The sequence below is a fragment of the Streptomyces sp. TSRI0281 genome, from assembly GCF_001905125.1.
Lineage (GTDB): Bacteria > Actinomycetota > Actinomycetes > Streptomycetales > Streptomycetaceae > Streptomyces.
This window is the reverse complement of record NZ_LWLE01000033.1, coordinates 308,018-331,910: the sequence shown is the minus strand read 5'-3', so window position 1 is coordinate 331,910 and position 23,893 is coordinate 308,018. Positions and strand designations below refer to the sequence as shown.

The 23,893-nt window shown below is 69.9% G+C and carries 21 protein-coding genes; 13 read left to right on the top strand and 8 right to left on the bottom strand.

From position 1 onward, the window contains the following. Window positions 1–17 precede the first annotated feature (17 nt). Entirely contained in the window at window positions 18–1,289 is a 1,272-nt protein-coding gene (locus A6A29_RS30710; RefSeq protein WP_073725041.1) for an extracellular solute-binding protein, read from the bottom strand. Window positions 1,290–1,659: 370 nt separating this feature from the next. Between A6A29_RS30710 and A6A29_RS30705 the strand changes: the two genes are divergently transcribed. Together A6A29_RS30705 and A6A29_RS30700 are read left to right on the top strand one after the other, a co-directional pair. Continuing rightward, the gene (locus A6A29_RS30705) at window positions 1,660–2,703 is read left to right on the top strand and encodes a LacI family DNA-binding transcriptional regulator (RefSeq protein WP_073725040.1); all 1,044 of its coding nucleotides are present in this window, start codon (window positions 1,660–1,662) and stop codon (window positions 2,701–2,703) included. 76 nt (window positions 2,704–2,779) lie between these two features. Beyond that, the gene (locus tag A6A29_RS30700) at window positions 2,780–3,709 is read left to right on the top strand and encodes a phosphatase PAP2 family protein (protein ID WP_073725039.1); all 930 of its coding nucleotides are present in this window, start codon (window positions 2,780–2,782) and stop codon (window positions 3,707–3,709) included. 74 nt (window positions 3,710–3,783) lie between these two features. Here A6A29_RS30700 and A6A29_RS30695 read toward each other — a convergent pair whose 3' ends face one another. Further along, the gene (locus tag A6A29_RS30695; RefSeq protein WP_073725038.1) at window positions 3,784–6,777 is read right to left on the bottom strand and encodes a bifunctional [glutamine synthetase] adenylyltransferase/[glutamine synthetase]-adenylyl-L-tyrosine phosphorylase; all 2,994 of its coding nucleotides are present in this window, start codon (window positions 6,775–6,777) and stop codon (window positions 3,784–3,786) included. Window positions 6,778–6,887: 110 nt separating this feature from the next. Between A6A29_RS30695 and A6A29_RS30690 the strand changes: the two genes are divergently transcribed. Continuing rightward, window positions 6,888–7,415: a pyridoxamine 5'-phosphate oxidase family protein gene (locus A6A29_RS30690; RefSeq protein WP_241838730.1), complete on the top strand. Its 528-nt coding sequence runs from the start codon at window positions 6,888–6,890 to the stop codon at window positions 7,413–7,415. A 94-nt stretch (window positions 7,416–7,509) separates the two neighbouring features. On the opposite strand, the gene A6A29_RS30685 is transcribed toward A6A29_RS30690, so the two are convergent. The 3 genes from A6A29_RS30685 to A6A29_RS30675 all read right to left on the bottom strand — a co-directional run bounded on the left by A6A29_RS30685 (window position 7,510) and on the right by A6A29_RS30675 (window position 10,496). Continuing rightward, window positions 7,510–8,298, bottom strand: coding sequence for a putative protein N(5)-glutamine methyltransferase (locus tag A6A29_RS30685; RefSeq protein WP_073725037.1), 789 nt, complete (start codon window positions 8,296–8,298; stop codon window positions 7,510–7,512). Between the two features lie 314 nt (window positions 8,299–8,612). After that, window positions 8,613–8,828: a hypothetical protein gene (locus tag A6A29_RS30680; protein ID WP_073725036.1), complete on the bottom strand. Its 216-nt coding sequence runs from the start codon at window positions 8,826–8,828 to the stop codon at window positions 8,613–8,615. Window positions 8,829–8,996: 168 nt separating this feature from the next. Continuing rightward, on the bottom strand, window positions 8,997–10,496 hold the full coding sequence (locus tag A6A29_RS30675) for an MDR family MFS transporter (RefSeq protein WP_079183108.1): 1,500 nt from the start codon (window positions 10,494–10,496) through the stop codon (window positions 8,997–8,999). A 147-nt stretch (window positions 10,497–10,643) separates the two neighbouring features. Between A6A29_RS30675 and A6A29_RS30670 the strand changes: the two genes are divergently transcribed. The 4 genes from A6A29_RS30670 to A6A29_RS30655 all read left to right on the top strand — a co-directional run bounded on the left by A6A29_RS30670 (window position 10,644) and on the right by A6A29_RS30655 (window position 13,638). Continuing rightward, window positions 10,644–11,234: an acyl-CoA-like ligand-binding transcription factor gene (locus A6A29_RS30670; protein ID WP_073725034.1), complete on the top strand. Its 591-nt coding sequence runs from the start codon at window positions 10,644–10,646 to the stop codon at window positions 11,232–11,234. A 173-nt stretch (window positions 11,235–11,407) separates the two neighbouring features. After that, window positions 11,408–11,818 (top strand): hypothetical protein, encoded by a 411-nt coding sequence (locus tag A6A29_RS30665; RefSeq protein ID WP_073725033.1) that lies wholly within the window; start codon window positions 11,408–11,410, stop codon window positions 11,816–11,818. Window positions 11,819–11,954: 136 nt separating this feature from the next. Next, window positions 11,955–12,902, top strand: a complete 948-nt coding sequence (locus A6A29_RS30660) for a hypothetical protein (RefSeq protein WP_073725032.1) — start codon at window positions 11,955–11,957, stop codon at window positions 12,900–12,902. A 166-nt stretch (window positions 12,903–13,068) separates the two neighbouring features. Then, the gene (locus A6A29_RS30655; RefSeq protein WP_073725031.1) at window positions 13,069–13,638 is read left to right on the top strand and encodes a DinB family protein; all 570 of its coding nucleotides are present in this window, start codon (window positions 13,069–13,071) and stop codon (window positions 13,636–13,638) included. 28 nt (window positions 13,639–13,666) lie between these two features. Here the strand turns inward: A6A29_RS30655 and A6A29_RS30650 are convergent, their stop codons facing one another. The 3 genes from A6A29_RS30650 to glnA form a co-directional block, all read right to left on the bottom strand. Continuing rightward, window positions 13,667–15,022: a hypothetical protein gene (locus A6A29_RS30650; protein ID WP_073725030.1), complete on the bottom strand. Its 1,356-nt coding sequence runs from the start codon at window positions 15,020–15,022 to the stop codon at window positions 13,667–13,669. Between the two features lie 64 nt (window positions 15,023–15,086). Then, the gene (locus A6A29_RS30645) at window positions 15,087–15,794 is read right to left on the bottom strand and encodes a histone deacetylase (protein WP_073725029.1); all 708 of its coding nucleotides are present in this window, start codon (window positions 15,792–15,794) and stop codon (window positions 15,087–15,089) included. Window positions 15,795–15,970: 176 nt separating this feature from the next. Continuing rightward, a complete protein-coding gene (gene glnA / locus A6A29_RS30640) occupies window positions 15,971–17,332 on the bottom strand; it encodes a type I glutamate--ammonia ligase (RefSeq protein ID WP_073725027.1) in 1,362 nt (453 codons plus the stop codon). Between the two features lie 243 nt (window positions 17,333–17,575). Here glnA and A6A29_RS30635 point away from each other — a divergent pair, with 243 nt between their 5' ends. The 6 genes from A6A29_RS30635 to A6A29_RS30610 all read left to right on the top strand — a co-directional run bounded on the left by A6A29_RS30635 (window position 17,576) and on the right by A6A29_RS30610 (window position 23,832). Continuing rightward, window positions 17,576–18,256, top strand: coding sequence for a DUF3105 domain-containing protein (locus A6A29_RS30635; RefSeq protein ID WP_073725025.1), 681 nt, complete (start codon window positions 17,576–17,578; stop codon window positions 18,254–18,256). Continuing rightward, on the top strand, window positions 18,253–18,972 hold the full coding sequence (locus A6A29_RS30630) for a DUF305 domain-containing protein (protein ID WP_073725023.1): 720 nt from the start codon (window positions 18,253–18,255) through the stop codon (window positions 18,970–18,972). The genes A6A29_RS30635 and A6A29_RS30630 overlap by 4 nt, the downstream gene beginning before the upstream one ends. A 125-nt stretch (window positions 18,973–19,097) precedes the next feature. After that, window positions 19,098–19,523 carry a CBS domain-containing protein gene (locus A6A29_RS30625; protein WP_073725021.1) on the top strand — a complete coding sequence of 142 codons (426 nt, stop codon included), beginning with the start codon at window positions 19,098–19,100 and terminating at the stop codon, window positions 19,521–19,523. A 103-nt stretch (window positions 19,524–19,626) separates the two neighbouring features. Further along, window positions 19,627–20,313, top strand: coding sequence for a hypothetical protein (locus tag A6A29_RS48260; RefSeq protein WP_385729616.1), 687 nt, complete (start codon window positions 19,627–19,629; stop codon window positions 20,311–20,313). A 64-nt stretch (window positions 20,314–20,377) separates the two neighbouring features. Continuing rightward, a complete protein-coding gene (locus A6A29_RS30615; RefSeq protein ID WP_073725019.1) occupies window positions 20,378–21,997 on the top strand; it encodes a multicopper oxidase family protein in 1,620 nt (539 codons plus the stop codon). An 80-nt stretch (window positions 21,998–22,077) separates the two neighbouring features. Further along, window positions 22,078–23,832 (top strand): NAD+ synthase, encoded by a 1,755-nt coding sequence (locus tag A6A29_RS30610; protein ID WP_073725017.1) that lies wholly within the window; start codon window positions 22,078–22,080, stop codon window positions 23,830–23,832. Window positions 23,833–23,893 lie beyond the last annotated feature (61 nt).

The window sequence follows — 23,893 nt, the reverse complement described above, 5'->3', positions numbered from 1 at the left end:
GTCGGCCAACCTTCCTGTTACTTCCAGCCCTTGAGGAGCTTGCGGTACGAGTCGCCGGTCGCGGAGGCCGCCTTCTCCGGCGTGGTCTGGCCGGTGAGGACCTTGGTGTACTCGGTGACGAGCGGGGCGAAGAGGCTGCCGGTCTCCGGGATCCAGGGGCGCTCGACGGCGGTCTCGACGACCGGCTTGAAGAAGCCGACGATCTCGCTGTCCACGGCCTCCTGCTTGGCGTACGCGGAGGTACGGGTCGGCAGCAGGTTCAGCTCGCCGGCCGTCGTGGCCTGGCTCTGCACCGACGTCATGTACTCGACGAAGGCGTAGGAGGCGTCGAGGTTCTTGGAGCCCGCGTACACGGCGAGGTTGTGGCCGCCCTGCGGGGCACCCTGAGCGGCGGAACCGGCCGGGACCGGGGCGATGCCCAGGTTGTCCTTGTCCTTGAACTCATTGCCCGCGAGGGTGTCGGCGACGGCCCACGGGCCGTTGATCATCATGGCGACCTTGCCGTCCTTGAACGACGACTGCATGTTCTCCCAGCCGTCCGTGGCGTCGGTCTTGGCCGCACCGGACTCGACGAGGTCCTCGACGACCTTGAACGCCTTGACGCCCTCGGGCTGGTCGACGGTGACGGACTTGTTGCCCGCGTCGACCAGGTCGCCGCCCTCGCCGTAGAGGAAGGACAGGAACCAGTACGCGTCGTCGCCGCGGAGGTAGAGGCCGGTCTTGCCGGTCTTGTCCTTGATCTTCTTGGAGACGGTCTTCAGGTCGTCGATGGTCGTGGGGACATCGACACCGGCCTCCTTGAAGATCTTCTTGTTGTAGAAGACGCCCATGGAGTCGATGACCTGCGGGACGGCGTACGTCTTGTCCTTGTACTTGGTGGACGCGGCGGCCTGCTTGAGGAAGTCGTCCTGGTTCTTCAGGGCGGAGGTGCCGTCCAGCGGGGCCAGGTAGCCGAGGTCCGCGAACTCGGGGGTCCAGGCGACCTCGGAGCGGATCACGTCGGGGGCGCCGGCGCCGGCCTGGGCGGCGTTCTTGAACTTGTTCTGCGCCTCACCGAAGGGGACGTTGACGTACTTGACGTCGACCTTGGGGTGCTCCTTCTCGAAGCCCTCGGCGAGCTTCTTGAAGACCTTGTCCTCGCTGCCGACGGTCGAGGTGTCCCACCAGGTCACCGTGCCGGAGAGCTCGCCCGAGCTCTTGCTCCCGCCGGACTCGTCGTCGCTGCCGCAGGCGGTCGCCGCGAGCGCCAGGGCCGCGACCAGGGCGGTGGCCGTTATGCCACGTCGCATCTGAACTCCTTCAACTGCCGTACCGCTCCGTCGCGGCGCCGGGTCGACGTGAACGTAACAAGGATGAAAGACGACCGAAAGACCTTGCGGAAGATTTCTGCAAGGTCCGGCGATCGTTACATTCGCGTGTCCTCAAGGTTGCCGTCAACCCTCTTGACGGCAGCCCCTACCCGCTGGCAGAGCAGGCCACACCCGGTGCATCCGTAGTGCGACGATCCGATCGCAGTCCGCATCGGAGGTCCGCAAGAGCTTGCAAGAAGTTGCTACGGACGTCCGTGCGAGCACCGTCACCACCGGACGGGAAGGGGCCTCGCGCCCGAATCCCGTGCACAGTGGGCAATCCGACACCGGCCCGGTACAGTCGCCTTCCATGACCGCACGGCTTGCCGACATCGCAACTCAGGCGGGGGTCAGCGAAGCTACGGTCAGCCGAGTCCTGAACGGCAAGCCCGGTGTAGCGGCGGCCACCCGCGAATCCGTCCTCGCGGCGCTCGACGTCCTCGGCTACGAACGTCCCGTACGGCTGCGCAGGCGCAGCGCGGGACTGGTCGGCCTGATCACGCCCGAGCTGGACAACCCCATCTTCCCGGCGCTGGCCCAGGTCATCGGCCAGGCGCTGACCCGGCAGGGGTACACACCGGTACTGGCGACCCAGAGTCCGGGCGGCTCCACCGAGGACGAGCTGACGGAGATGCTCGTCGACCGCGGCGTCGCGGGCATCATCTTCGTCTCCGGACTGCACGCGGACACCTCGGCCGATATGCAGCGCTATGAGCAACTGCGCGCCAAGGGCGTCCCCTTCGTCCTGGTCAACGGCTTCTCGACCAAGGTGCGGGCACCTTTCATCTCCCCCGACGACCGGGCGGCGATGCGGCTCGCGGTGACGCACCTGGTTGCGCTCGGACACCAGCGGATCGGCCTCGCGGTCGGCCCGAAGCGCTTCGTCCCGGTGCTCCGCAAGATCGAGGGGTTCCACGCCACGATGCGGGAGCAGCTCGGCCTCGCCCCGGACGAGGTGGAGGAGCTGATCGAGCACTCTCTGTACACGCTGGAGGGTGGTCAGGCCGCCGCGTCGGCGCTGCTGGAGCGCGGGTGCACGGCGGTGGTGTGCGCGAGCGACATGATGGCTCTTGGCGCGATCCGGGCGGCCCGCCGGCTGTCGCGCCAGGTGCCGCGCGATCTGTCGGTGGTGGGGTACGACGATTCGCCGCTCATAGCGTTCACCGATCCGCCGCTGACCACCATCCGGCAGCCGGTGACGGCGATGGGCCAGGCGGCCGTGCGCACCCTCCTGGAGGAGATCGGCGGAACCCCGGCTCCCCACAGCGAGTTCGTCTTCATGCCTGAGCTGGTGGTTCGCGGTTCGACGGCGTCGGGACCCGGAGCCCTCTCAGGGTCCCACCCTCGTCCTTGAGGTGCAGGATGTGCGACCGGAACCCGACCGGAGGATGATCGGGCGGAGGGGGACGTATCTGGCAGACTCTGTGCCTATGGGTGAATCGCACGTGAAAACACAGGAAGGCCGGTCGGCGGACACCACGTCACCCCATGGGGACGAGGCGTCCCCCGAGGCCGAGCGGAAGAGCGTACTCGCGAAGCTCCGCACACTGCGGTCTCCGCGCCGTCCACGTCTCTGGTTCGAAATCCTGCTGATCGCGGTCAGTTACTGGCTGTATTCACTGGTGCGCAACGCCGTGCCCGAGCAGAAGGCCGCGGCGCTGAGCAACGCGGACTGGATCTGGTCGGTGGAGAAGTCGATGGGCCTCGCCTTCGAGGAGAGCGTCAACCATGCCGTCAATGCGGCGACATGGCTGATCGTCGCGATGAACTACTACTACGCGACGCTGCACTTCGTCATCACCATCGGTGTGCTCATCTGGCTGTTCCGCCGTCACCCCGGCCGCTACGCGGCGGCCCGGCTGGTGCTTTTCGCGACCACGGCGGTCGCCCTGCTCGGCTACTACCTGTATCCGCTGGCGCCTCCCCGTCTGATGAGTGGCGAGAACTTCATCGACACGGTGATGCTGCACCAGACCTGGGGCTCGATGGCCTCGGGCAACCTCAAGAACATGTCGAACCAGTACGCGGCGATGCCGTCCATGCACATCGGCTGGTCGCTCTGGTGCGGTCTGACAATCTTCGCGCTGGCCTCCGCGCCCTGGGCGCGCATCCTGGGCCTGCTCTACCCGGCGGCCACCCTGGTCGTGATCGTGGCGACCGCCAACCACTTCTGGCTGGACGCGGTGGGCGGCATGGTCTGCCTGGCCTTCGGCTTCGCGGTCTCCTACGCCTGGTACGGATCGCTGCCGAACCGGCTGCCGAAGCTGGTGCCGTCCGGCCGGGGGCACCTGACGGGATTGACGGCGAGTGTGCCCGCACGGGACCGCCGGCCGGTGCCGGAGCCCTCGGGCCGCCGCTGACGGCTCCCCCGTCACACGGCCCCGCACAACCCGGTCGCACGGCCCCGTGGAACCCGTCACGCCCGTGGAACCCGTCACGCGGCCCCGTAGAACCGCTCCTCCACCACCGCCCGCGCCCGGCGCGTGATCCGCCGGTAGTCGTCCAGCATGTCGCCGACGTGTCCGGGCTCGTACCCCAGGTAGCGCCCCACCGCCGTCATCTCCCGCCCGTCGGACGGAAACGTGTCGCCGGGCCGCCCCCGTACCAGCATCACCGCGTTGCGCACCCGGGTCGCCAGCACCCACGCGTCGTCCAGGGTCCGGGCCTCCTCGGCCGGGATCAGCTCCGCCGCGCACGCCGCGGCCAGCGCCTCACGGGTACGGGTCGTGCGCAGTCCGGGCACCGACCAGCCGTGCTGCATCTGCAGCAGCTGCACCGTCCACTCGACATCGCTCAGCCCGCCGCGCCCCAGTTTGGTGTGGAGCGTCGGGTCGGCGCCGCGCGGCATGCGCTCGGACTCCATCCGGGCCTTGAGGCGGCGGATCTCACGGACCGCGTCCTCCCCCAGGCCCTCCCTGGGATACCGCAGCGGATCGATCAGGTCGACGAAGCTGCGCCCCAGCTCCGCGTCGCCCGCCATCGGCTCGGCCCGCAGCAGGGCCTGGCTCTCCCACACCAGTCCCCAGCGCCGGTAGTACGCCTCGTACGACTTCAGGGTGCGCACCAGCGGACCGCTCTTGCCCTCGGGCCGCAGATCCGCGTCGATCAGGAGCGGCGGGTCCGCCGTGGGCAGCTGGAGCAGTCTGCGCATCTCGGTGACCACCGTGTTGGCCACCCGGCTCGCCTCCTCGTCGCCGACGCCCTCGCGCGGCGCGTGGACGAACAGGACGTCGGCGTCGGAGCCGTAGTTCAGCTCGTGACCGCCGAAGCGGCCCATCCCGATGACGGCGAACCTGGTCGGCAGGGTGTCGCCCCACTGTTCGCGTACGGCGGCGCGCAGCGCGCCGGAGAGCGTGGCGGCGTTCAGATCGGTGACCGCGGAGCCGACCCGGTCGACGAGGGCGCCGTGATCGGCCTCGGCGGGGCTCTCCTCGGTGCCGTAGGAGCCGATGATGTCCGCCGCCGTCGTACGGAACAGCTCCCGCCGCCGTACGCCACGGACCACGGCCACCGCGGACTCGGCGCCCCCGGCCCGGCCGACCGCGGCCAGTACCTCCTGCTCCAGGTTGTTCCGGGTGCGCGGTTTCAGCCCCTCCGGGTCGCCGAGGATCGAGACGGCCTCCGGGGCCCGCAGCAGCAGGTCGGGGGCGAGGCGGCCGGCCGACAGGACCCGGGCGAGGTTCTCCGCCGCCGCCCCCTCGTCGCGCAGGAGCCGCAGATACCACGGGGTCTTGCCGAGCGCGTCGGACACCTTGCGGAAGCCGAGGAGTCCGGCGTCCGGGTCGGCGGAGTCCGCGAACCAGCTGAGCAGCACCGGCAGCAGCGTGCGCTGGATGGCCGCCTTGCGCGACACCCCGGACGACAGCGCTTCCAGGTGCCGCAGCGCGGCGGCCGGGTCCGCGTACCCGAGGGCTTCGAGCCGGGTTCCGGCCGCCTTCGCGCTGAGCCGGGACTCGCCGGGCGCCAGCTGGGCGACGGCGTCCAGCAGCGGCCGGTAGAACAGCTTCTCGTGCAGCCGCCGTACGACGGAGGCGTGCCGCTTCCACGCCTTGTTCAGCTCGGCCACCGGATCCGTGCGCATCCCCAGGGAGCGGCCGAGCCGCCGCAGGTCCGCCGGGTCCTCGGGGACCAGGTGGGTACGGCGCAGCCGGTAGAGCTGGATGCGGTGTTCCATGGAGCGCAGGAAGCGGTACGCCTCGTCGAGCTGCGCGGCGTCCGCGCGGCCCACGTACCCGCCCTCGGCGAGCGCCCGCAGCGCCTCCAGCGTCGTACCGCTGTGCAGGCCGGCGTCGCTGCGTCCGTGCACCAGCTGGAGCAGCTGCACGGCGAACTCCACGTCCCGCAGTCCACCGGGGCCGAGCTTGAGCTCCCGCTCCACCCGGTCGGCCGGGATGTTGTCCACGACGCGGCGCCGCATCTTCTGTACGTCGGGGACGAAGTTCTCCCGGTCCGCGGCCTGCCACACGAGCGGGGAGACGGCCTCGACGTACTCCGCGCCGAGCTCCGGGTCCCCGGCGACGGGCCGGGCCTTCAGCAGCGCCTGGAACTCCCAGGTCTTGGCCCAGCGCTGGTAGTACGCGAGGTGCGAGGACAGGGTCCGCACCAGCGGCCCGTTGCGGCCCTCGGGGCGGAGGTTGGCGTCGACGGGCCAGATGGTGCCCTCGACGGTGGTGTCGGAGCAGATCCGCATCAGGTGGGCGGCGAGCCGGACGGCGGCCTGCACGGCCCCGTTCTCGTCGGCCCCGCCGAGCGGCTCGGCCACGAAGATCACGTCGACGTCGGAGACGTAGTTCAGTTCGTGTCCGCCGCATTTGCCCATCGCGATGACGGCGAGCCGGCACTGCGCGGCGTCGGCGGGCGCGGATGTACGGGCCATGGCGAGCGCCGCCCGCAGTGTCGCGGTCGCCAGGTCGGCCAGCTCGGCGGCGGTCTCGGCCAGGTCGGTCGTCCCGCACACGTCGCGGGCCGCTATCCCCAGCAGGCACCGGCGGTAGGAGACGCGCAGCGAGTCCGGGTCGACGGCGTCGGCGAGCCCCTGCTCGAACTCGGCGACCCCGGGGTGCAGATCCACGGCCTCGTACGTGACGAGTGCCTGCCAGTCCCGCGGATGCCGCGCCAGATGGTCCCCCAGCGCCTCCGAGGCGCCGAGAACGCCGAGCAGCCGGTCCCGCAGGGGCTTGGCGGTGACCAGGGTGTCGAGCAGGACCTGCCGTTCGTCGGCCTCCTCCGCCTCGGCCAGCCGTACGAGGCCGCGCAGCGCGAGATCGGGGTCGGCGGTCGCGCCGAGCGCTTCCAGCAGGACCGGATCGGACCGTACGGAGGAGAGGGCGTCCAGGTCCAGCATCTGTTCGGCGGCGGACGGGTCGGTGAATCCGTGCCGCAGCAGTCGGGTGAACGTACTGCTTCTGCGCCCCGGCACCGTTGACATCCGCGCTCTCCTGCCCGCCGACCCTGAGAATCACACCGGTTCGAGCCTAAGGGTTGTCCCGCACCGATGAATCCGGAGCCGGGGCGCAGTCCGCATACCGAGGAAGAAATATGGGAGGAACCATGCCGCCGAACACCCCGGTGACCGAGCTGGACGCCCGGTTCAGCAGCAAAGATGCCACGGCCCGTCCCTGGCAGGAGGGGGTGGCCCTGCTGGACGCGGCACGGCTGTACTGGCTGTCCACGGTCCGCCCGGACGGCCGCCCGCACGTCACACCGCTGATCGGGGTCTGGTGGGACGGTGCGCTGCATTTCTGTACGGGTCCCACCGAGCGCAAGGCGCGCAATCTGCTCGCCAATCCGGAGGTCGTCCTGACGACCGGCGCCAACACGCTGGACACCGGCTTCGACGTGGTCGTCGAGGGCCGGGCGGAGCGGGTGACGGACGAGAGCAGGCTGGGCTCGCTGGCCGAGGCGTGGGAGGCGAAGTACGGCGGTGACTGGCACTTCGAGGTGAGCGACGGGGCGTTCGTCAACGGGGAGTCCGGGCGCGCGGACGTGTTCGCGGTGGCCCCGCGCACGGCCTTCGGCTTCGGCAAGGGCGAGCCGTTCAGCCAGACGCGGTGGCAGTTCGGCTGACACCCACGTCCTCCCCTGCACCGCACCGCCCCGCCCCGCCCGGGTGCGGCCCCTTCCCTGCGCGGAGGCGACCCCACCCGGGCAGGGTCCCGGATCACCCGGGCAGGGTCCCGATGACGACGGTGGCGTACAGCTCCTCGGAGGTCACCAGGCGCGGGATCAGTCCGCTGCCGCCCACGGTCTCCGCCGCCCGCGCCGCCTGCCGCTCGCTCGTCTCGACCAGCAGACTGCCGCCGGGGGCCAGCCACCGCGGCGCCTCGGCCGCCACCCGGCGCATGACATCGAGTCCGTCCCCGCCGCCGTCGAGCGCGACCCTCGGCTCATGGATGCGCGCCTCGGCGGGCAGCAGTTCGACGTCGTCCGTCGGTACGTAGGGGACATTGGCGAGCAGGATGTCGACCCGGCCCCGCAGCGAGCCGGGCAGCGGGGCGAAGAGGTCCCCCTCGTAGACCTGCCCGAGGCCGCCCACATTGCGCCGGGCACACCGTACGGCCGCGGGTTCGACATCGGCGGCGTGCAGTTCGACCCGGTCCAGGGTCGCGGCCAGCGCGGTGCCGAGCGCACCCGATCCGCAGCAGAGGTCGACGACGACCGCTTGCGCGGGCGCGAGGGCAACGGCCTGCCGGACCAGGAACTCGGTACGGCGGCGGGGCACGAAGACACCGAGGTCCACGGCGATGCGCCGGCCGCAGAACTCGGCCCAGCCCAGGACGTGTTCGAGAGGGAACCCGGCGACCCGGCGTTCGACCATCGCGGAGAGGGCGGCCGGGGATTCGGCGGTGGAGATGAGGAGTCCGGCCTCGTCCTCGGCGAAGACGCAGCCGGCGGTACGGAGCGTGGTGGCGATCGAGGAGAGCAAGGACTGCGAAGAGAAGACCGACATGAAGCGGAGCCTTTCGGGAAGCCGATGGGCGCTCCGCGATCGCTTATGCCGGTGGGACGACGCGATCGTGAGAGGTGAGCACCCAGCCTGATCCAGCGGTAATGGGTCTCACCTCCTCGGTCGGCCCCCTTGTCGGGGCGGTCCCCGTGCGGGGATGGGTCACACTACCCCAGTCGAGCGCGTGTTCTCGCGGCCCGCCGGAGCCATGTGCCGGCTCTCCGGCGCAGGTCACGGGCCCTGCCAGGGGCGTTCGTCAGCGGCCCTTGTCACGGTATGCCGCTGTCACCGATATGCCGCTGTCACCGGTGTACCTGTCACCGATGTGTCTCGCGGCCGCCGTCGAAGAACCGGTTGTGGACCGACGACGAGCGATTGGCTGCCTTGATGTGCCGGATTCCCTCCCGGTGCTGACGCTCGATCTCCAGGCCGTCGAAATTCTCCGTACGGCGCCGGGACCTGACGAGCAGCTTCACGATCAGCACGACGGCCAATGTCGTCAACCCGCCGAAGAGCACCAGTAGTTCCGTCATGAGTGATTCCCCCGTTGTCCACACCCCACGTGGGGACATTGTCGCCCGCGCCCCGAGGCCCAGCAAGGTCACGCAGCCGCCGGCGGCGGGTCGTGGACATGGCTGTGCCCCGCGCCTCGACGGCACGGGGCACAGCCATGGAGGCCCCACGTCACGGAGGCTTCGGGGCTACAGATCCACGCTGTCGCGCAGTTTCGTGGAGGTCAGGAACAGGGACGCGACCACACCGATCACCGCGATGGCCGCCGAGATCAGGAAGATATGGCCGGTCGCGTCGCCGTACGCGGCGCGTACGACCTCCTGGACCTGCGGCGGCATGGCCGCCACGTTCAGGGTCGAGCCGCCCGACCCTGAGGCCGCCGGGTCGATGCCCAGCTCCTTCAGGCCATGGGTGATCTTCGTGGCGACCTGGTTGGCGAGTACCGCGCCCAGCACCGAGACGCCCATGGTGCCGCCGAGCGAGCGGAAGAAGGTGATCGCCCCGCTGGCCGCGCCGAGTTCGCTGAGCGGGACCGTGTTCTGGAGGACCAGGACCAGGTTCTGCATCGACATGCCGACACCGATGCCGACGGCGAGCATCCCGAACGACACGAGGACGAGGTTGGTCTCGTGGTCGATCGTGGACAGCCCCAGGAAGCCGAGGGTGAGCACGACGACACCGGTGATGATGTACGGCTTGACCTTGCCGGTCTTGGAGACCATGCGTCCGGCGACGGTCGAGGAGACGAGCACTCCGGCCATCAGCGGGATGGTGAGCAGTCCGGCCTCGGTCGGCGAGTAGCCGCGGCCGATCTGGAAGTACTGGCCGAGGAAGACCGCGCCGCCGAACATCGCCATACCGACCGCGAGGCTCGCGACGATGGCGAGGGCGGGGTCCCGGCGGCGTACGACATGGAGCGGTACGACCGGCTCCTTGACCCGGGCTTCGACCAGGACGGCCGCGCCCAGGATCACGACGCTCGCGCCGACCATGGCGGCGGTCTGCCAGGAGAGCCAGTCGAAGTCGTTGCCGACGAAGGTGACCCAGAGCAGCAGGAGGCTGACCCCGGCGGCGATGAGGGTGGCGCCGAGGTAGTCGACCTTGGTCTCGGGGCGGCGCACCTCGGCGAGGTGCAGGGTGCGGCCGAGCATCACGGAGGCGAGGAGCGTGAACGGCACCGCGACGAAGAAGCACCAGCGCCAGCCCAGCCAGGACGCGTCGGTGATGAAGCCGCCCAGCAGCGGCCCGCCGACGGTGGCGACGGCCATGACGCCGCCCAGGTAGCCGTTGTAGCGGCCGCGCTCCTTGGGGCTGATCATCGCGGCGATGATCACCTGGACGAGCACCTGAAGGGCGCCCATGCCGAGGCCCTGGAGGGCGCGGAAGGCGATCAGCTGCTCGGTGGACTGAGCAAAACCGCAGGCGACCGACGAGACGACGAAGATGCCGATGGATATCTGGAGCAGCATTTTCTTGCTGAACAGATCGGCGAGCTTGCCCCAGATCGGGGTGGAGGCCGTCGAGGCGAGCAGGGTCGCGGTGACGACCCAGGTGTACTGCGACTGCGTGCCGTTGAGCGAGCCGATGATCTGCGGGAGCGCGACCGAGACCACCGTGCTGCTGATCATCGCCACGAACAGCACGATGAGCAGCCCGCTCAGGGCCCGCAGTACGTGGCGGTGATCCATCGGCGCGACATCGGTCGGCGCGGCCGTTTGTGCGCTCACGCGCAACCTCCGGAGGGTCTGGGCAGGAAAGGGAAGGCTTCACCATACATGCACAGTGGGCAATTTTGCTCACTGCGCAATAATGCCCAGCGGGTAGATACTGGCCGCATGGAGAGTTCTGTGGGACTGCGGGAACGCAAGAAGGAAGCCACCCGGCAGGCCGTGCACGAGGCGACGCTGCGCCTGACCGTCGAGCACGGCTTCGACCATGTGACGGTGGAGGCGGTCGCCGACGCGGCCGGGATCTCCCGCAGAACGTTCTCCAACTACTTCACGAACAAGGAGGACGCCCTCCTGTACGGGGAGGAGCAGCAGATAAGAGGCCTGGTCCAGGCCGTGCGCGAGCGCCCCGCCGATGAGCCCGCCTGGACCGCGCTGCGGGCGGCGATGGCCCGTTTCACGGAGCGGGTGGCCCCGCCGGAGCGCGAGTGGGCGGTACGCACCCGGCTGGCCATGCGCCACCCGTCCCTCCTCGCCCGCCAGTTGGCCAACCACGCCGCGATGGAACGGGACCTGGCGGACGCGGTGGCCGCCCGCCCGGGTCCCCCCGACGGAGCGGTGCGGCCGATGGTCCTCGCCGCGGCCTTCCTGTCCTCGATGCGGATCGCGATGCGCATGTGGATCGAGGAGGACCGGGCCCGGCAGCCGGCCGAGGTGATCGAGGAGATCCTGGACGAGATGGCCCGCGGCTTCGCGTGAACCGCCGGGAACAGCCTTTGGGCGCGCCCTGCCGAAATCCTTCGTACTCACTTTCTGACAAATTTCAGGAAGAAGAGATCGCTTGACGCGGGATCAGGCAGAATAAATAATCACCGATGCACTCACTCACCGAAAATACATCACCCGAATCGTCTCCGATCAAGGGATTTTCCGTGCGAGTCATCAAGAAGGCGCTTTCTGTCGCGGTCGCCACGGCCGCAATCGGCCTCGTATCGTTCGGCGCAACGCCCGCAATGGCCAGCGGGTCCGGCAATTGCGTCTCGGGCGACGCCTGTCTCTTCTACAACTCCAGCCAGTACGGCTACGGATCCTTCTACGGCGCCCCGTACAGCGGCAACTACACCAGCGACATGAAGTTCGGCGGTGGAAACGGGAGCGGCAGCGGCGTCCAGGTGAAGAACCACGCCGCAGCCGCGGAGAACATGGGCGGGGGGCCTCTGAATATCTATTACAATTCCGACGGGAATTGTAAGATAGCGTGCTTCACCATCAATTCCGGGACACGTGCGGACTTCCCGGAGATCTTGCGCGACAACAACGCCTCGCAGGGCTGGGGAATCTAGGGGCCGCGCCCGAGTTCCTCCTTCTGGATCATCTCGGGCCCGCGTGCCGCGGCACGCACCCTCCGCGGCCGGCCCGGATCGTCGGGGCCGGCCGCGGCCGACCGGTGGACCCCGCTCAGTACAAGGACCTCATCCCATGCATGACCGCGCCCGACTGCCCCTACGGGCGGCCACCACGCTGGCCGCCGCCGGAATCCTCGCAGCGGCCTGTTCCGCTCCCGGAGCCGGACCGCCCCCGGCGAAAGCGCCCCGTATCGGCGCCACTCCGCAGATGACGGGAATGCAGGGAAAGCAGCTTCCCATCGAGCCGTATCTGCTCGACACCGACCAGAACAACACGATCCAGCACGCCCGGCAGGTGCTGGTGTCGCGCTGCATGAAGAGATTCGGCTTCGACTTCGCATTCCCTGTGCCGGTCCGTGACGATCGGACGCCGAACACCCAGTCCGAGCAGCGCTACATCAGCGACCCGGAAGTGGCCGAACGATTCGGCTACCACAACCCCCGACCCCAGCAGAAGGCTCCGGCGGAACCCCCGCTGTCCGCCGCCGGGAACGCGGTGCTCGTGGGAGAAAGAGAGCCGGGACAGCCCGGCAGCCCCTCCCCGGCCAAGAGTTCCGCACCGCCCGCCGTCCACCGCGGCATGCCGATTCCGGAGGGGGGCTGCTTCGGTGAGGTCGACCGCGAACTGATCTCCAAGAACGTGATCATCCAGGAATCCGATCTGGTGATCCGCATCAACATCGGCAATATGCAGCGCTCACTGCGCGACAAGAGGGTTCTGTCCGCGTTCCGGAAATGGTCGGCCTGTATGAAGAAGCAGGGGTACGACTACGCCACCCCTATGGACGCCGAGGCGGACCCCCGGTGGACCCGGTCCACGGCACCCACTCCCGGCGAGATCACCACCGCCCTCGCCGACGTGGACTGCATGCGGTCCACCAATGTGGTGGGTGTCTGGTTCGCCGTCGAGAGTGCCTACGAGAAGGTGGAGATCGACAAGAACGCGGCGGAACTGGCCGAAGTGGCGAAGAACATCGGGATCAGCCTGCGCTACGCCGCGACCGTCAACGGCCGGGAGTGATTCCGGGGTTCACCGTCAGCCGTAGCGACACCGGGCGGCCCGCGGCGACCGGCACGGCGGCCGGCCCCGCCCTACGGTCATGCCCTTCCAAGCCGAGCGGGATGTACGGGGACCTACGCGCCCCGGGAACGAAAAGAACTGGCGTACTCGGCCCCCACGGGCGAGCATGCGACGCATGAGCGACCAACCCGCACGCTGGACCCGGGCCACCGTCTACCCCGACATGTGGGCGGACCCGGACGACGACCCCCGCGACAATCAGGGCGCCGGCCCGGACGGCGAGCTCGCGACGCTGCTCGACTTCCTGTCGGGCTACCGCATGACCCTGCGGATGAAGTGCGAGGGCCTGGACCCGGAGCAGTTGGCCCGCCGGTCGGTGCCCCCGTCGACGATGTCGCTGCTCGGCCTGGTTCGGCACCTCGCCGAAGTGGAACGGGACTGGCGCAACTGGATCAGCGACGGTGATCCGCTGCCGAAGCTGTACGGCAGGAAGGACGCGGACTTCGACCTGGCTGTCGCCGAGCAGCCCGAGGTCGACGCCGCGTACGCCGACCTGGCACGCGAACAGGCCGCACTCGACGCCGCGCTGGCCGAGCACCCGGATCTGGGCAAGCGTCTGGGGAAGGACGGGATCGCGGTTCGGGAACTGATGGTGCACAGGATCGACGAGTACGCCCGTCACTGCGGGCACGCCGACCTGTTGCGCGAGTGCGTCGACGGACGAGTGGGCCAGTAGCCACGGTCAAGATCCCCGGCGGGCGCCCTCAGGTGAGCGGAGTCGCCCAGTGCCGGAGGGCGCGCTCGGCAAGGAACGCGACCAGCTGAATATCGGGTCCCAGATCCCTGGCTTCACGGCCGGCGGGGAGAATGACGTCCGGACGCTTCCCGCCGCCGCTCTCCTTCGCATGCACGATTCTGCATCGCAGATCGTAGACACGCTCCGATACATGGGGCCGGTAATCCGTTCCGGCGACCGGCTGGAAGGCCGCGCCGACCGGCAAACAGTGCACCCCCGTGATGAGTTGCGGATTGCTCAGATCCGGAAGCAGCCGGTCACCCACCAGATGCCCCGTCACCTGTGCGGTGGTCAGCGCGGCATCGATGACCGCGTCAAGCTTTCCCCGCTCCACGCCGAGCAGTCTTTTCCCGTAGGGGGAAGACGCCTTGTTCACATTCTTCCCCTGGGCCGAGGCGCAGGCGTCGGCCGCCCTTCCCATATAGAACTCCAGCACCTGATAATACTTCAGGTACCTTTCGAGGGCATCGCGCCCCGTTGAAGCCGCAGCCGCGTACATTTCTGCCGGAATGGCATCGTATGTGCGTACGGGGAACTTCACTCTCCCCGCCCTGTCACGGTTCGAGCGACCATTCAACGCGTAATCGGGGTTCCACAGACGCAGCGATACTCCGGCATTCCTGGCGATCTCGTGGCAGTAACTCGTGCCGTACTCAACCAGTGCCTCTTCGGCCTTCGTGGGGTTGGGGAAGGAGAACCCACTGAGCTCCAACGCCACGGAGAGCGACTGCGGGAACCTCCTCCGGTAGAGCACCTCCAACGCCCCGTCGGATTGAGTGATGCGGATCTTCCTCGCGTCGACGGCCGGCGGCACCGGAGGCTCCTCGCAGAGGAAGGCGCCCCGGTGAGCGAGATTCCCCAGGAAGTCGTCGCGCAGCGGACCCTCGGTCTTCATGTCCTTCCACCGGACGTTCCATTTCTCGGAGCGCGCGACGGCCCAGGGGAGACTTTCGTAGTCACCTACGAGGCGGGCGGAGATGATGCCGTCCCGCTCGTACCACAGCGCCTGCCGACCCGGTATCGGGCAGGCGGATTCAAGAATTCTTGAGAAAGCGCCCAGTTGGGAAGCGGAGCGGAAACGGACTCTGTGGTCCGATCCTCGCGTCGGCCCCGAGAAGATGATGCGCGCATCGTCACGCTGCCCGCGTCCGCCATTCCAGTTCACCGTAACGTCCGCACGCACTCGGGCTCTGGCCCTGAGGGCGGCAACCGCCTCGGCGTAAGTGGTTACCGGCTCTTCGAACTCGCAGGAATCGTCGTCCCAGGCATCGTAGTCAAATTCGTCTTCAAAGCCATCGCTCTCAAGGCCTTGCGTCTCCGTCATGTGAAACCCCCTCGTGACGAGTGTGCCGCATTCCGGAGACCGAGGTCACGGCTTTGGGGGCGCCTCATCGAGGCCCGGCGTCGGGACGCGTCGGAAGCCCGATGTCGCCCTGTTCTCCGATGAGTTCCGCGACTTCCCCGGCCTTCCACGCACCGGCCGCTCCGGGGCACGAAACCACGTACTCCGCGATGGTCCGGACGTCCCACGCGCCCGCGTCGACGAGACCGGAGGACAGGAATCTCACGTACGGGGCGGAAGGCTTGTTCCACGCGATGTCGCGCACACCCCAGGGGGCCGTGAAGGTGAGCACCGGACAGCCGTCCAGTGTGCCCGGACAGACGAGCGTCTCGTATCTGCCCGGTCCGAGAACGGCCCTGCCGCGCTCCATGACCTCCGACAGGTCCAGGTCCACACCCGGCTCCCGGTACATCTCCTGTGCGGCGATGTCGGAGAACTGCCCCACCGTCACGAGGTGGGCCCGCGCCAACGCCCGTCCTTCGGCCCGAGGATCGTAGAAGGCTCTGCCCCCGGTCCACACGGGCGATTCGGTGGCGAAGTAGACCTGCCCCACGAGTTCGACCGGAGCCGATGCGGTCGGCGGCCGGGGGTCACGGCATCCCGGATACGTCCGGTCCGTTCCCGGAAGCTTCCCTCCCGCGAGGTAGCGGGCCAGCCGGTCCCTGTGCGTGTTGGAGCCGTACGCCGTGTACCAGACCCGCTGTACGGGCCCGGCGGCCCCGGCGGTGTCGATGACTCGGGGATTCACCCTCATCCGGCAGGCACGTCCTCACCGATGCGTGGCGGTCACCGGGCCGGATTCGTGATCCACAGCGGCGGGGCCCGGTCGCCGCCATCGTAGCCAGGGCGCGGGGAACGCGGTGGAGGAAACGACGGCGGGCCGACGGTACGAAACCGCCGGCCCGCGGCCGGATGTGTGACGGGGCGTCCCTACAGCACCGGCAGCAGGTTCTTCAGCTCGAAGGCCGTGACCTCGCTGCGGTACTCCTCCCACTCCTGCTTCTTGTTGCGCAGGAAGAAGTCGAAGACGTGCTCGCCGAGGGTCTCGGCGACCAGTTCACTCTTCTCCATCAGCGAGATCGCCTCGCCGAGGTTCTGCGGGAGCGGCTCGATGCCCATCGCGCGGCGCTCCGCGTCGGACAGCGCCCACACGTCGTCGTCGGCGCCCGCCGGGAGTTCATAGCCCTCCTCGATGCCCTTGAGGCCCGCGGCGAGGAGCACCGCGTACGTCAGGTAGGGGTTGGCGCCGGAGTCGATGGAGCGGACCTCGACGCGGGCCGAGCCGGTCTTGCCGGGCTTGTACATCGGGACCCGGATGAGCGCGGAGCGGTTGTTGTGGCCCCAGCAGATGTACGAGGGGGCCTCGCCGCCCGCGCCGGCGCTGCGGGCCGATCCGCCCCAGATGCGCTTGTAGGAGTTGACCCACTGGTTCGTCACGGCGGAGATCTCCGCGGCGTGCTTGAGCAGGCCCGCGATGAAGGAGCGGCCGACCTTGGAGAGCTGGTACTCGGCGCCCGACTCGTAGAAGGCGTTGCGGTCGCCCTCGAAGAGGGAGAGGTGGGTGTGCATGCCCGAGCCCGGGTACTCCGAGAACGGCTTCGGCATGAAGGTGGCCTGCACGCCCTGCTCCAGCGCGACCTGCTTCATGACGAGGCGGAAGGTCATGATGTTGTCGGCGGTGGAGAGCGCGTCCGCGTACCGCAGGTCGATCTCCTGCTGGCCGGGGGCGCCCTCGTGGTGGCTGAACTCGACCGAGATGCCCATGGATTCGAGCATGGTGATCGCCTGGCGGCGGAAGTCCATGCCGACGTTCTGCGGGGTGTGGTCGAAGTAGCCGGAGCTGTCGGCCGGGGTCGGGCGGGTGCCGTTGACCGGCTTGTCCTTCAGCAGGAAGAACTCGATCTCCGGGTGGGTGTAGAAGGTGAAGCCCAGGTCGGAGGTCTTGGCGAGGATGCGCTTGAGCACGTAGCGCGGGTCCGCGAAGGACGGCGAACCGTCGGGCATCAGGATGTCGCAGAACATCCGGGCCGTGCCCGGGGCCTCCGCGCGCCACGGCAGGATCTGGAACGTACCGGGGTCCGGCTTGGCGATCATGTCCGATTCGTACACCCGGGCGAAGCCTTCGATGGCCGAGCCGTCGAAGCCGATGCCTTCGTCGAACGCCTGCTCCAGCTCGGCGGGCGCCACGGCCACGGACTTCAGGAACCCGAGGACGTCGGTGAACCACAGCCGCACGAAGCGGATGTCGCGCTCCTCAAGGGTCCTGAGGACGAATTCCTGCTGCTTGTCCATAGCCACATCCTTGCAGTTCAGACGGTCCGTGCACCACCGCCCGGGGTAGGGGAGAAACTCCAGTATCACGACCCGGGATTTCCCCCAGATTACGCACTCGGTGTGAGAGAGAGCACTCGGCCACCCACTACGATCGGCGCCCATGGTGTGCGCGGGTCGCAGCGGCCTCGTGACCGGCCTGTGCGCACCGGTCCTCGGACCGGTTCCGTCTCTTCCAGCCCCTTCGCAGAAGGACTCGACGACATGAGCTTCGACCACAGGTCCCGCATGGAGCAGATGCGCAACGACGACCGCACGCGCGACCGCCGTACCCGGACCGTCGCGATAGTCCTGAGTGCCGTCGTCGTGGCCGGTCTGGTGGGTTTCGGCTCCTACATGCTGCTGGAGAAGTCCGAGGCGAAGGAGAAGAAGGAGGACGGCCTGGCGCAGGACGCCAAGCAGACCGAGAAGGACGACAAGGCACCGGCGGCCGAGCCGGTCAAGGACGAGAAGACCTGGGACGCCAAGAAGCTGACCCGCAACCATGTGGCCGGTGCGGTGGAGTACCCCATGAAGCCTCCGGTCGGCGGCGACCACAACCAGGCGTGGATGAACTGCGACGGCGACGTATACGAAAAGGCGCTCCCCGACGTGAACGCCGTCCACTCCCTGGAGCACGGCTCGGTCTGGGTCACGTACAACGACAAGGCGTCCGACGCGGATGTGAGGAAGCTCGCCGCGCGGGTCGGCTCCACGCCGTACTCGCTGATGAGCCCGTACGAGGGCCAGGCCGGGGCGATCATGCTCAGCGCCTGGGGCAAGCAGGTCACCGTGGACAGCGCGGAGGACCGGCGGGTGGCGCAGTTCTTCGCCAAGTACGTCCAGGGTCCGCAGACGCCGGAGCCGGGCGCGCCCTGCACCGGCGGGCTGGCGGCGCCCCAGTGACCCCGGAGCCCGACGGCGGCGCCCGGCGTACGCGGCGTACGCAGTGGGTGGCGGGCTCCGCCGTGGTGCTCGCACTGCTCTTCGCGGGGGCGGCGACGGTCGCCTCCGCACGCGACGACGGGCCGGAGGGGACGGGAGCCGCGCGGATCACCGTGCCGTCGGCCGAATCCGCCGACGCGGGCTTCGCACGGGACATGGCCGTCCACCACCAGCAGGCCGTGGAGATGTCCTTCATCGTGCGCGACCGCACGAAGGACGAGGAGGTGCGCCGGCTCGCCTACGACATCGCCCAGACGCAGGCCAACCAGCGGGGCATGCTGCTCGGCTGGCTGGACCTGTGGGAGCTGCCCAAGGTGACCCCGGAAGGGCAGCGCCCCATGGGGTGGATGTCCTCGGACGGCGGCGGGCACGCGGGGCACGACATGGCGGGGATGCCCGGGTCCGCCGCCGGGAGCGGGGCCCTCATGCCCGGCATGGCCACCAAGGCCGAGCTGGGGCGGCTGGGCACGCTCGACGGACGGCGGGCGGAGGTCTTCTACCTCCGGCTGATGACCGACCACCACCGGGGCGGCGTCGCCATGGCCGAGGGGTGCGCCGAGCTGTGCACCGTACCGGCGGAGCGGCGGCTCGCGCGGGGCATGGTCGAGGCCCAGCGGTCCGAGCTGGACCTGATGGCCGACCTGCTGGCGGCGCGGGGGGCGAAGCCGCGCCCCTGAGGCGCCGCGGCACTGCCCGTACGCACCCGAACGGGTGACAGCGGTCGCGCGCTCCGGGCGGGCCCATGACGATGGGTTCGCTCGGGGCCGTACGGCAGTGCCCATCGGCACGCAGGAGGAACCCCATGACGACCGCCAAAGACATCATGCACTCCGGGGCCCAGTGGATCCCGGCCCACGAGACGCTGGACCGTGCCGCGCAGCTGATGCGCGAGCACAACGTGGGCGCGCTGCCCATCTCCGCCAACGGCGAGCGGGACCGGATGGTCGGCATCCTCACGGACCGGGACATCGTGGTCGACTGTGTGGCCAAGGGCCACGATCCGTCGAAGGTGACCGCGGGCGACCTCGCCCAGGGCACGCCGCGCTGGATCGACGCCGGCGCGGGTGTGGACGCGGTGCTGGAGGAGATGCAGAACCATCGGATCCGCCGGCTCCCGGTGGTCGAGAACAAGATGCTGATCGGCATGATCAGCGAGGCCGACCTGGCGCAGCATCTCTCCGACGAGCAGATCGCGGGCTGGGCGGAGAAGGTCTACTCGCGCGGCTGAGCCGCCGTTCCCGGAGCGTGCGGTGGCCCGGTCCCTCCTTCGGGTGAAGGGCGGGCCGGGGCCTCCGCTTGCCCGTATACCCGGTAGGGGTAGGGTGCGAGGCATGGCCGGTCAGGGGAAGAGGCGTGCGACGTACGGGCAGCTGATGCTGCTCGCCGCGCTGCTCTTCGGGATCGTGACCATGCACACGGTCGGGCATTCCGCCGAGCACGGCGCCCCGTCCGGGCAGCCCTCCGCACATGCGCCGCACGCGGTGCCCGCGGATGCACCGGCGGCTGCGGATGTCCCGGCGCGCGCGGGCGCCCCGGTGCCCGCGGATGTCCCGGCGCGTGCGGGCGCCCCGGTGGCCGCGGATGTCCCGGTGCCCGCGGATGCCCCGGTGGCCGTGGATGTCCCGGCGCGTGCGGATGCGGTGGTGCCTGCGGGCGCCCCGGTGGCCGCGGATGCCCCGGTGGCCGCGGATGTCCCGGCGCGTGCGGATGCGGTGGTGCACCCGTCAGCCGGTGCCGCCCCGGACGACGCGTCCCGTGCCGATGCCGCCCCCGGCGGTCCGGCTACCGAAGCGCGCTCCCCCGGCAGCGCGCCGATGAGCGGCATGGATCCGCTGTCGGTCTGTCTCGCCGTGCTCGGCGCCTGGGGCCTGGCCCTGCTCGGCTCCTGGCTGCTCGGGCTGCGGTCGGCGGACCGCCCGCTCGGCGTGGCCGCCGGCGCGCGGCCGTTGCGGGCCCTGTGGCCGAACCCCCCGCCCCGCAAGGCCGTGCTCGCCCGGTTGTCGGTGCTGCGTATCTAGGAGTGGGCGTTCACCTCCGCCCTTCTCCCCCAGCACACGACTTCATCCAGAGGTGCACTCAGTCATGTCCACGCAGCCCACCCGACGCGCCGTGCTCGGCGCCACCCTCGCCGTCGCCGCCGGCGGAGCCCTGGCCGCCTGTTCCCGCGACGCGTCGACCGGTACGTCCTCCGGCGCCGAAGCCGGTGACCTCTACGTCTCGCCCGACGGCAAGGAGGTCGCGGCGGCCGAGGCCGAGCGGGGCTCCGGTCCCGTACGGAAGGTCTCGCTCACCGCCACCCCGGCCCGCCTCGACCTCGGCGGCGGGCGCACCGTCAGCTCATGGGCGTACGGGGACCGGCTGCCCGGCCGTGAGGTCCGGGTCACCGCGGGCGACACCCTCGCGCTCACCCTCGCCAATCACCTGCCGCAGCCGACCTCGCTCCACTGGCACGGTCTGGCCCTGCGCAACGACATGGACGGGGTCCCCGGACTCACCCAGCGGGACATCGCGCCGGGGGCGAAATTCACCTACCGGTTCGCGGTGCCGCACCCGGGGACGTACTGGTTCCACCCGCATTCGGGCGTCCAGCAGGACCGCGGGCTGTACGCCCCGCTGATCGTGGAGGACCCGAAGGAGCCGCTCGCGTACGACAAGGAATGGGTGCTCGTCCTCGACGACTGGGTCGACGGGGTAGACGGCTCCACCCCCGACGCGGTCCTCGCCGAGCTGCGCAAGGGCATGGGCGGCCACGGCACCGGTGCCGACGGGCGCGACAGCGACGGTGACAGCGGCGCGGGCCACGGCGGTATGGATCACGGCGGCGGGCAGGACATGCCCTCCACCCCGCCCGGCGGCAAGGGCGGCGGGCCCTCGCGGATGATGATGGGCGCCACCAGCACGCTGCTCGGCGGCGACGCGGGCGATGTCGCCTACCCGCACTATCTGGTCAACGGGCGCACCGCGCAGGACCCGTCGTCCTTCACCGCCCGGCCGGGCGACCGGATCCGGCTGCGGATCATCAACGCGGGCGGCGACACCGCCTTCCGCGTCGCGCTCGGCGGACACCGGATGACCGTGACGCACACCGACGGTTTCCCGGTCCGGCACACCACGGGCGACGTCCTGCTGCTCGGGATGGGCGAGCGCTACGACGTGCTGGTCACCGCCGGGGACGGGGTGTTCCCGCTGACCGCGCTCGCCGAGGGCAAGAAGGCGTCGGCGCTGGCGTTGCTGCGGACCGGCACGGGCGCCGCGCCCGCCGCCTCCGTACGGCCCCGGGAACTGGACGGGAAGCCGGTGGAGGCGGGCCGGCTGGTGCCGGACGAGTCCGTGGCCCTGCCGTCCCGCGCACCCGACCGGACCCTCAAGTACCGGCTCACCGGCGGCATGGCCGCGTACGACTGGGCCTTCGACGGGAAGCCGTACAGCGCCGGCCGGCGGCGTCCGGTCGAGGCCGGGGAACGGGTCCGGCTGGTGTTCGACAACGCGACGGCGATGTGGCACCCGCTGCATCTGCACGGCCACACCTTCGCGCTGGCCGGCAACGCGGCCGGGGCCCGCAAGGACACCGCGATCATCCTGCCGCACCGCTCGCTGACCGTGGACTTCGACGCGGACAACCCGGGTCTGTGGATGCTGCACTGCCACAACGTCTACCACGCGGAGGCGGGCATGATGACGGTCCTCGGCTACCGCCGCTGAGGGACGTTCCCGGCGGGCCCCGACGGCTCTTCGTGGGCCCGCCAGGACATCGCGTCAGAAAGACGATTACACTGGGCCGCGTGCCTCAACTACGCCTCGCACTGAATCAGATCGACTCGACCGTCGGTGACCTCGCCGGCAACGCCGAGGCGATCGTCCACTGGACCCGGCACGCCGCCGAGCAGGGCGCCCACCTGGTGGCGTTCCCCGAGATGGTGCTGACCGGATACCCCGTCGAGGACCTGGCCCTGCGGTCGTCCTTCGTCGAGGCGTCGCGGGACGCGCTGCGTGCGCTCGCCGTCCGCCTCGACGCGGAGGGCTTCGGCGAGCTGCCGGTCGTCGTCGGTTACCTCGACCGGTCGGAGTCGGCGGCGCCGCGCTTCGGCCAGCCCTCCGGTTCCCCGCGCAACGCCGCCGCGGTGCTGCACCGCGGGGGGATCGCGCTGAACTTCGCCAAGCACCACCTGCCCAATTACGGCGTCTTCGACGAGTTCCGGTACTTCGTACGGGGCGACTCGATGCCCGTCGTACGGGTCCACGGTGTCGATGTGGCCCTCGCGATCTGCGAGGACCTCTGGCAGGACGGCGGCCGCGTCCCGGCCGCCCGGTCCGCCGGGGCCGGGCTGCTGCTGTCGATCAACGCCTCGCCGTACGAGCGGGACAAGGACGACACCCGCCTCGACCTGGTCCGCAAGCGGGCCCAGGAGGCCGGCTGCACCACCGCCTATCTGGCGATGATCGGCGGACAGGACGAGCTGGTCTTCGACGGTGACTCGATCGTCGTCGACAAGCAGGGTGAAGTGATCGCCCGCGCCCCGCAGTTCGCCGAGGGCAGTGTGATCCTCGATCTGGATCTGCCGGCCGCCGCGGCCGAGGCGCCGTCCGGGGTCGTGGACGACGGGCTGCGGATCGACCATGTCGTGCTCTCCGAGGAGCCCCTCGCCCCGTACGAGCCGGAGCTGGCCGGCGGCTATGCCGAGCGGCTCGACGCCGACGAGGAGATCTACTCGGCGCTGGTCGTGGGGCTGCGCGCGTACGCCGCGAAGAACGGGTTCAGCAGTGTGCTGATCGGGCTCTCCGGCGGGATCGACTCGGCGCTGGTCGCGGCCATCGCCTGCGACGCGCTGGGCGCGCCGAACGTGTACGGCGTCTCGATGCCGTCCAAGTACTCCTCGGACCACTCCAAGGGCGACGCGGCCGAGCTGGCCCGCCGTACCGGGCTGAACTTCCGCACCGTACCGATCGAGCCGATGTTCGACGCGTACATGGCGTCGCTGGAGCTGACCGGTCTGGCCGAGGAGAACCTCCAGGCACGGCTGCGCGGCACGATGCTGATGGCGCTCTCCAACCAGGAGGGCCAGATCGTGCTCGCGCCGGGCAACAAGTCCGAGCTGGCGGTGGGGTACTCGACGCTCTACGGCGACGCCGTGGGCGCGTACGGGCCGATCAAGGACGTGTACAAGTCGTCCGTCTTCCGGCTCGCGAAGTGGCGCAACCGGGCCGCCGAGGAGCGCGGGCAGACCCCGCCGATCCCGGAGGCGTCGATCACCAAGCCGCCCAGCGCCGAGCTGCGGCCGGGCCAGGTCGACTCGGACTCGCTGCCCGACTACGACGTACTGGACCGGATCCTGGAGCTGTACGTCGACCGGGACCAGGGCCTGGACGCGATCGTGGCGGCCGGGTTCGACCCTGAGCTGGTGGCGAAGACGCTGCGGATGGTGGACACCGCGGAGTACAAGCGGCGGCAGTACCCGCCGGGCACGAAGATCTCCCCCAAGGGCTTCGGCAAGGACCGGCGGCTGCCGATCACCAACCGGTGGCGCGAGTCGCGGTGAGCCGGGACTGACGGACGCGGCGACCGCCGTACGGGCCGGGCCCGTGCGGCGGTCGCTGCGT

Coding starts and splice junctions, on each gene's coding strand:
- A6A29_RS30650 (WP_073725030.1), bottom strand. CDS start 15,022: ATGACGGAGACGCAAGGCCTTGAGAGCGATGGCTTTGAAGACGAATTT.
- A6A29_RS48260 (WP_385729616.1), top strand. CDS start 19,627: ATGGCCGGTCAGGGGAAGAGGCGTGCGACGTACGGGCAGCTGATGCTG.
- A6A29_RS30645 (WP_073725029.1), bottom strand. CDS start 15,794: ATGAGGGTGAATCCCCGAGTCATCGACACCGCCGGGGCCGCCGGGCCC.
- A6A29_RS30695 (WP_073725038.1), bottom strand. CDS start 6,777: ATGTCAACGGTGCCGGGGCGCAGAAGCAGTACGTTCACCCGACTGCTG.
- A6A29_RS30615 (WP_073725019.1), top strand. CDS start 20,378: ATGTCCACGCAGCCCACCCGACGCGCCGTGCTCGGCGCCACCCTCGCC.
- A6A29_RS30685 (WP_073725037.1), bottom strand. CDS start 8,298: ATGTCGGTCTTCTCTTCGCAGTCCTTGCTCTCCTCGATCGCCACCACG.
- A6A29_RS30625 (WP_073725021.1), top strand. CDS start 19,098: ATGACGACCGCCAAAGACATCATGCACTCCGGGGCCCAGTGGATCCCG.
- A6A29_RS30670 (WP_073725034.1), top strand. CDS start 10,644: ATGGAGAGTTCTGTGGGACTGCGGGAACGCAAGAAGGAAGCCACCCGG.
- A6A29_RS30655 (WP_073725031.1), top strand. CDS start 13,069: ATGCGACGCATGAGCGACCAACCCGCACGCTGGACCCGGGCCACCGTC.
- A6A29_RS30710 (WP_073725041.1), bottom strand. CDS start 1,289: ATGCGACGTGGCATAACGGCCACCGCCCTGGTCGCGGCCCTGGCGCTC.
- A6A29_RS30675 (WP_079183108.1), bottom strand. CDS start 10,496: ATGGATCACCGCCACGTACTGCGGGCCCTGAGCGGGCTGCTCATCGTG.
- A6A29_RS30690 (WP_241838730.1), top strand. CDS start 6,888: ATGGGAGGAACCATGCCGCCGAACACCCCGGTGACCGAGCTGGACGCC.
- A6A29_RS30660 (WP_073725032.1), top strand. CDS start 11,955: ATGCATGACCGCGCCCGACTGCCCCTACGGGCGGCCACCACGCTGGCC.
- A6A29_RS30700 (WP_073725039.1), top strand. CDS start 2,780: ATGGGTGAATCGCACGTGAAAACACAGGAAGGCCGGTCGGCGGACACC.
- A6A29_RS30635 (WP_073725025.1), top strand. CDS start 17,576: ATGAGCTTCGACCACAGGTCCCGCATGGAGCAGATGCGCAACGACGAC.
- A6A29_RS30680 (WP_073725036.1), bottom strand. CDS start 8,828: ATGACGGAACTACTGGTGCTCTTCGGCGGGTTGACGACATTGGCCGTC.
- A6A29_RS30705 (WP_073725040.1), top strand. CDS start 1,660: ATGACCGCACGGCTTGCCGACATCGCAACTCAGGCGGGGGTCAGCGAA.
- glnA (WP_073725027.1), bottom strand. CDS start 17,332: ATGGACAAGCAGCAGGAATTCGTCCTCAGGACCCTTGAGGAGCGCGAC.